Genomic DNA, 7037 nt, shown 5'->3' with positions numbered 1-7037 from the left:
GCGCGGTTTTTCCAACGGCTGTTGGCCCCATCACCACAATTATCTTCGTTTTCATCATTTTTCTTGAATTTTCCTCGATTTTTCGTTACTATATATTATATCATACTACAAAAGTAAAGGAGAAAAGGTTTATGGCAAAAGGGTTCGGTAAAGGATTGCTTACAGGTGTCGTTGGAACAGTTGCTGCAGCAGCAGGTGCGGTATTTGCGTTCCATAAAACTGTAATTGAACCAGAAGAAAAGAAAGCAGCATTCATTGAAGAAAATCGTAAAAAAGCAGCGCGTCGCCGTGTCGCTCGCTAAGCCACTTTTCTATCAAAGCTATTTCTAAAAGTGAGGAGTAATGGGTCGCAAAACCTTCTCTACTCATCAAAAAGGCCGGTATTTCGTACCGACCTTTTTGATTTCTCCTTTTGCTGCAAACAAGCTAAAAACTTTGATGGAAACCCAAAGACTAATCAATAATTTTATCCACCTTTTCAAACTGGAACATGGAGACAATCATGACAACAGCGAGAAGCATTAAAACAAGGATCAAGGGTTGCCATGAGTGAAACAAGCGTTTACTATAGCCTAGAAGCACGGGTCCCACTGCTGCGAGCAAGTATCCTCCTGATTGGACCATGCCTGATAACCGAGCCGTATCTCCAGCATTACGAGTCTTACTGCTCAAGCTCAACAACATATATGGGAAGAGGGCAGCCACAGACACTCCCATCAAAATGTGACCCAGTCCCCACCAGAAGAAGGTCGCTGGAGCTAGCCATATGACTAGAAGACCTGCGATGGTCAAGAAGCAAAAACTGGTTACCCAGACAAGTTTTTTCTTCATTTGACTGCGTGAAATCACGATTGGAGCTAGCACAGAAGTCGGCAGACTGACAATATTATAAAGGGTTAAAAGAGCCGCCGCAGCCTCCTTACTAAAGCCCGCATCTTGGGAAACGGTAGGAAGCCAAGTAGATTCCGTGTAAAAAATCAAGGACTGAAGACCTGAAAAAATCAAGAGGGCCCAGGCTGCCTTGTTTTTCCATAGTGCCCCCTCGCCAGACTTGTTCGAACGAGCATTTAGCTTTGTATGGTTGCGAAGGTTTGGAAGCCAAAGAAGCAAGGCACCTCCAATCATCGCAGACAAGAGCAAGATAAAGCTTTGCCAAGAAGTCGCCTCTGTATAAGGAACTGCAAGATACGCCATAACCGTCAAGCTGACACTCATAACCGTTGAATATAAAGTCGTATAGACCCCGACCTTATCAGGAAAATAAGCTGTCACAAGACTAGGTAATAAGACATTGATAGAGGCGATTCCCATCCCTAAAAGAGCCGTCCCTAAAAATAGACCAGGGACCTGAAAAACCCGCAAAGAAGAGCCTGCCATCATAAGGAGTAAAGTCAGCAAAACAGACTTTTCCAGTCCCACGCGTGCAATCACCTTTGGGACTAAGGTCGAAAAGAGGGCAAACATCAGCATGGGAATCGAAGTTAGGATACCTAGACTACTCACATCGACCTGCAAGCCAGCCGCGATATCCGTTAAAATGGCTGGAATAGAGGTGATGGGAGAACGCATCACAATCCCCAACATCACCAAACCAACGATGATCCATGTTTTTTTCTTCATAAAATCTCCTTTATTCCTTTTCTTTTCTCGTTTTCTCTAGTGAGCCATGGCTGTCTGCACGCCCTTGCGGACTGCTTTGGAGCCTGATAGCAGGACGTCTTCTACTATCCGCTTTTAAGCCACAAACGACACAATCCTCCTTATTGTACCAAAATCTTGTCCAAGTGGATATAGGAAAGTTCTAGCATAGGAGCTTTCCTTCACCAAATTCCCGAAAAACTCCAGCTAGCGTGCGTGCACGCTCCGATTGATCCACTGTTTTTTCGTGATCCGTTCTCCACCTTTCCATTTCTCTAAAAGTGTGCTAGAGTGGTAATATGAAAACCAAACTGTCCTACCAAAACATACTCTCTTTTTTTAATCTCTTGGGCCAATCTTGCATCCGTTGGGGAAGTCTTTTCCTCTTCTCCATTCTCCTCTTATCTGCTTGCTTGGTTCAGTCCCTTATGTATTTGGATGGGAAAGAACTGTCTCACTTGGTGCCTACGAAGATCTGGGTTTATGGGGTGATTATCGGAATCTTTCTCTTACTTTTTTTGTGTCGGAATTGGCTCAACAAACAGTCTAATTCCCGCTTATTTCGTGGACTGAGCCTGGTCTATCTATTTGCGGCGATTTTTTTGATCCTTCTGACCACCTTTAAGATTCGAGATGACGCTGCAAGCGTGTTTTACTCTGCTATTGCTTTAAACAAAGGAGATTTATCCTCTCTCGATCCTGGTCAATATTTATTTCGCTACCCTCATCAGCTCGGTTTAGTCTCCTTTGAGCGGTTGATCCTCACCATCTTGCCTCTTCCTAGCCCATTGATCTTTTTCCTGCTCAATGCGGTCGCTGTCATCGGCATAAACTTTGCGACATGGAAAACCACAGATCTCCTTTTTCAGGATAAAAAGATCAGTCAGTATACCATCCTCCTAAGCTTTGCCTTCTTACCTCAATTCTTTAATATTCTATTTGTTTATGGATTGCTCTACGGCCTCTGTTTTGCCTGTTTTGGGATTTACTTTCTCCTTTTGTATCGTAAAAATCCTCAAAAACTGCTAGCCCTTGCGGCTATTTTGGCTCTTGCCCTGGCCTATTGGATTCGGAACAACTTTATCATTCTATTGGTTGCCTTAAGCATTGTTTTCTTATTTGACAGTCTTCGTAAAAAAAGTTGGCGCCCTCTTCTTCTGATGGCTGCCGCGGTGTCCTTTGCCTTCTTGTTAAATAAAGCGACGATTTTTCATTACGAGACCATTTCTGGTCAAGATCTAAGAGGGACCCCTAAAATTACCTGGCTCGCCATGGGTTTACAGGACGATGGAAATGAACGTCGTCTACCTGGTTGGTACAACTATTATGTCCGAGAGATCTATTTTGAAAAAAAGGGGGATTATCAAGCGGTGGAAGAAGACGCTAAAAAAAGTGTCCAAGATCGAATCCACTATTTCCTAGACCATCCTGACTATGCAGTCCGTTTTTTCCAAACAAAATTTCTCTCGACTTGGACAGACTCTCTTTTTCAGTCAATCTGGTCGGGACCTAGCAAGCCTGCCAAACAGCCCTTGCTCGTCTCCCAATTGGGTAGTCTCTACCACGGTGGCCTCCTCTATCGTATCCTCTACCAATATGCCCATGCCCTTCTCATCCTGATTTATGCAGGTGCCGTCTTCTTTCTCCTCTTCTTCAAAAAGCAGGATGCCCTGTCCCATCTCAAGCTTTATCCCTTCTTGTATCTAGCGGGCGGCCTCGTTTTTCACCTTTTTTGGGAAACAAAAAGCCAATATGTCGCCCCTTATGTTTTCTTACTCATTCCATTTTCTGTCGCGGGATATGATCAGCTGGTTCAAAGATTAGAAGCGCACTCGATCATCCATCGAAAGAAAGTTGCCAGCAATCCATAAGTTTTTTCGTCCCTATTCATTCTCTTACCATCCCAAAAGCCAGCGATGAAAATCATCTGACTACGTTATCTCATTCTATATCAAATCGAATGACCTTTACCAACTGAAAGGAGCCACAATGTCCATTCGTTTAGCTACATTCTCTGATATCCCCAGACTACAAGAACTGCTGGGGCAAATTCTTCACGTGCACCATGAAGCCCGCCCTGATATTTTTAAAAGTAGAGGTAGTAAATACAGCAATAAGGAACTGCAAATCCTACTAGAGCAAGCACATACCCCCATCTTTGTCTACGAAAACGAAGATGGAGTCCTTTTAGGCCATCTCTTTGTCACCTTAAAGGAAGTCGATCCTGCTTCTACAGCCCTCCAACCCATCAAAACCCTCTTTATCGAGGATCTCTGTGTAGATGCACAAGCGAGAGGGAAAAAAATTGGTGACCGCCTTCTCCAGTTTGCTGAGACCTATGCTCGAGACCAGCAGTGTTACAACCTCACCTTGAATGTCTGGAACGACAATACAGCTGCCCTTCGTTTCTATGAACGCCACGATATGCACCCGCAAGAAACTGTCATGGAAAAAATCTTGTCCAAAAAAGAGAGTGAGTAAGGGGTCCAGCTGACCCCATTTGGATCGACACCTCCCTCAAAAGCTTTCTACGGATTTCTCAGTAGGAAATGAACCAGAGAAGGTGAAAAGCACTCTGAAGCGCTCGATAGCGTTAGACTCCATCCAAAATCCTAAAAGAAAGTGGGACAGAAATCGGTCCTTCGTTCGAATTCGATTTGGTCGTTCCAGCTCCGCACAGTTGAGTAGGCTGTAAAAGCGGATGAAATCAGCCTAGTAGAGCCCACTCTACCACGTCTTGCTCGACCATCCAAAAACAACGGAGAGGCTGGGACTTTTGTCCCAGCCTCTTTTTTGATGTTCTCTTAGCGTACTTCCGCACCCACTTTTTCTTCTAGTGACGCTTGGATTTTGTCCATATAGCGCGCCACTTCTTCATCTGTCAAGCTATCTTCCGGATTTTGGAAGGTCAAGCTGTAAGCCATTGACTTCATACCAAGTCCCAGTTTTTCGCCTGAGAAGACGTCAAAGAGTTTGATCGCTGTCAAACGTTTGACCCCAGCCGCTTGGATAGCGTCTACGACTTCTTGGTGAGTGACTTCTGCCTTGAGGAGCAGGGCCACGTCCCGGCTAACTGCTGGGAATTTGGTGATTTCCACAAATGGTGCAGCAGGTTGAAGGGCTTCTTCAATGGCTGACAGATTCAGCTCCGCTACATAAGTCTCAGGAATATCGTAAGCCTTAGCAGTGACTGGATGCACTTGCCCAAGGAAACCGAGAACTTGGTCCCCGTGGGAAATGACAGCTGTCCGTCCTGGGTGGAGGCTAGCTAGTTCTGCAGTCGCTCTATAGGTCACTTCCAGTCCCAAACGAGTAAAGAGGGCTTCTAAAATTCCCTTGGCATAGAAGAAATCAACTGGAACTGCCGGCGTTTGGAAGTCTTTTTCTGCAACCAAGCCTGTCAAGGCAAAGGCAAAGCTGTTGATTTCCTTTGGCAATTCTTCTTTTGGATTACCTGTTTGTTCAAAGACTTTTCCAATCTCATAAAGTGCCAGGTCTTTGTTCTTACGCGCTACGTTGTAGGCAACGGTATCAAGGATACCAGAAACCATATTTTGACGGAGAACTGAACGATCCACAGTCATTGGCCACATGAGCTCTGTTAAGTTGCTTGGTTGAGCGGTAAACTCAACTGCTTTTTCAGGCGTTGTCAAAGCGTAGGTAATAATCTCTGTTAAACCTGCTCCTTCAGCGATGGTCCGAACTTGGCGACGGAGTTTTTGTGTCGCAGTCAACTCACCCGCTGTCCCATCGTCTTTTGGAAGGGTCGTAGGCAGGCGGTCATAGCCATAGATCCGAGCGATTTCTTCAAAGAGATCCGCTTCGATCGTAATATCCCAGCGACGACGAGGAACGCTAACCGTAAAGATTTCGGCATTGCCAGAAAGACCAAAGTCAAGACGACGGAAAACATCTTCTACATCAGCGTAGGAAAGCTCGGTTCCAAGAACACGGTTGACGTCTGCAAGGGTAGAAGAAACTGCCACATCAGAAGTATCCAGCTCACCTGCTGAAACGATGCCCTTACGCACCGTCGCACCGGCAAGCTCTGTGATCATGCTGGCTGCGGCATCCAGGGCTTCGTTGACCGTTGCCACATTGATCCCTTTTTTCAAAACGAGAAGAGGATTCTGAACGCAAGTTAAGGCGACCGCTAGTCTTACGGATGGATTTGCCATTAAAGACAGCTGCTTCAAGGACAACACGAGTCGATTTGTCTGAGATTTCAGTAGCCTGACCACCCATGACACCAGCAAGGGCTACGGCTTTGTCCGCGACAGTGATGACTAAGTCAGTTGTTTCCAAGTCACGCTCTTCCCCATCCAAGGTCACTAGTTTTTCACCCGCACGCGCTTCACGCACTCGGATGTCAGTCCCTTCAAAGGTATCCAAGTCAAAGGCATGCATGGGTTGACCAAAGTAGAGGAGGATGTAGTTGGTTACGTCTACGACATTATTGATGGGACGGATACCTTCGTTCATGAGAAGGTTTTGCAACCATTGTGGACTTGGTGCGATGGTCACATTGTCCAAGATACGAGCGGCATAGTAAGGTGCCTTGTCTGTGTCGATGCTGACAGAAAGAGCATCTGCTGCAGCTTGATCTGTTTCTGAAAGAGTAAATTCTTTAAAGCTAACTGCCTTGTCATAGATGGCTGCCACTTCGTGCGCTACCCCACGCATAGAAAGAGCGTCTGCACGGTTTGGAGTGATGGACAATTCAATGATTTCATCATCCAGGTCTAGATAAGAGAAGACTTCGTCTCCAGGAACAGCATCTTGAGGCAAGATTTGGATGCCATCTGCGAATTCTTTCGGTACAACAGAGTCAGAAATTCCCAATTCACCAAGGGAACAGATCATCCCGAGGGATTCCAAACCGCGGATTTTCCCTTTCTTGATCTTGTAGTTGTCCGCGATACGAGCACCTGGAAGAGCCACCATGACCTTGATGCCTGCACGCACATTGGGTGCTCCACAGACGATTTGACGCGCTTCTTCTTCCCCCACATTGACTTGGCAGACATGCAAGTGTGTTTCTGGTACATCTTCACAAGACAAGACTTCTCCGACGACAATTTTTGAGAGACCGGCAGCCGGTGATGCCACACCTTCTACCTCGATCCCTGTAGTTGACATTTTCTCCGCCAACTCTTGTGATGGCACATCAATGTCCACCAATTCTTTTAACCATTTATAAGATACAAGCATAATTAAAATATTAAGACCGTGTCCCTGTCCAACAAGGACGAAAGCAGTGAAATTTTAGGAAGTTGCTAGAAATCCTGATTTCAACAGCAACTGATCTAAATTTTGAGCTTTCAGGTCGAATTCATTTCCTTTCTACAATTTAGAAAACCACTAAACAGCATTCAAACTGGGGCTCTGTCTAAGCATCC

At 45.6% G+C, this 7037-nt stretch carries 4 protein-coding genes and 1 pseudogene; 3 read left to right on the top strand and 2 right to left on the bottom strand.

What is annotated here, in order from left to right:
• Positions 1 to 131 precede the first annotated feature (131 nt).
• Entirely contained in the window at positions 132 to 302 is a 171-nt protein-coding gene (locus STRDD13_RS08160; protein ID WP_082781150.1) for a DUF3042 family protein, read from the top strand.
• Between the two features lie 151 nt (positions 303 to 453).
• Here the strand turns inward: STRDD13_RS08160 and STRDD13_RS00685 are convergent, their stop codons facing one another.
• Positions 454 to 1620: an MFS transporter gene (locus STRDD13_RS00685; RefSeq protein ID WP_231852529.1), complete on the bottom strand. Its 1167-nt coding sequence runs from the start codon at positions 1618 to 1620 to the stop codon at positions 454 to 456.
• 317 nt (positions 1621 to 1937) lie between these two features.
• Here STRDD13_RS00685 and STRDD13_RS00680 point away from each other — a divergent pair, with 317 nt between their 5' ends.
• Both STRDD13_RS00680 and STRDD13_RS00675 read left to right on the top strand, forming a co-directional pair.
• A complete protein-coding gene (locus STRDD13_RS00680; RefSeq protein ID WP_067100534.1) occupies positions 1938 to 3509 on the top strand; it encodes a hypothetical protein in 1572 nt (523 codons plus the stop codon).
• Between the two features lie 118 nt (positions 3510 to 3627).
• The gene (locus STRDD13_RS00675; RefSeq protein ID WP_067100531.1) at positions 3628 to 4119 is read left to right on the top strand and encodes a GNAT family N-acetyltransferase; all 492 of its coding nucleotides are present in this window, start codon (positions 3628 to 3630) and stop codon (positions 4117 to 4119) included.
• Positions 4120 to 4442: 323 nt separating this feature from the next.
• Here the strand turns inward: STRDD13_RS00675 and pheT are convergent.
• A pseudogene (pheT, locus tag STRDD13_RS00670) lies at positions 4443 to 6849 on the bottom strand (phenylalanine--tRNA ligase subunit beta).
• Positions 6850 to 7037: the final 188 nt, after the last annotated feature.

The organism is Streptococcus sp. DD13 (assembly GCF_001578875.1).
Classification (GTDB): domain Bacteria; phylum Bacillota; class Bacilli; order Lactobacillales; family Streptococcaceae; genus Streptococcus.
This window is presented reverse-complemented; position numbering and strand designations above follow the sequence as displayed.

What these genes read in the sequence shown, in the direction of transcription:
- STRDD13_RS08160 (WP_082781150.1), top strand. Translation starts at nt 132, where the DNA reads ATGGCAAAAGGGTTCGGTAAAGGATTGCTTACAGGTGTCGTTGGAACA.
- STRDD13_RS00685 (WP_231852529.1), bottom strand. Translation starts at nt 1,620, where the DNA reads ATGAAGAAAAAAACATGGATCATCGTTGGTTTGGTGATGTTGGGGATT.
- STRDD13_RS00680 (WP_067100534.1), top strand. Translation starts at nt 1,938, where the DNA reads ATGAAAACCAAACTGTCCTACCAAAACATACTCTCTTTTTTTAATCTC.
- STRDD13_RS00675 (WP_067100531.1), top strand. Translation starts at nt 3,628, where the DNA reads ATGTCCATTCGTTTAGCTACATTCTCTGATATCCCCAGACTACAAGAA.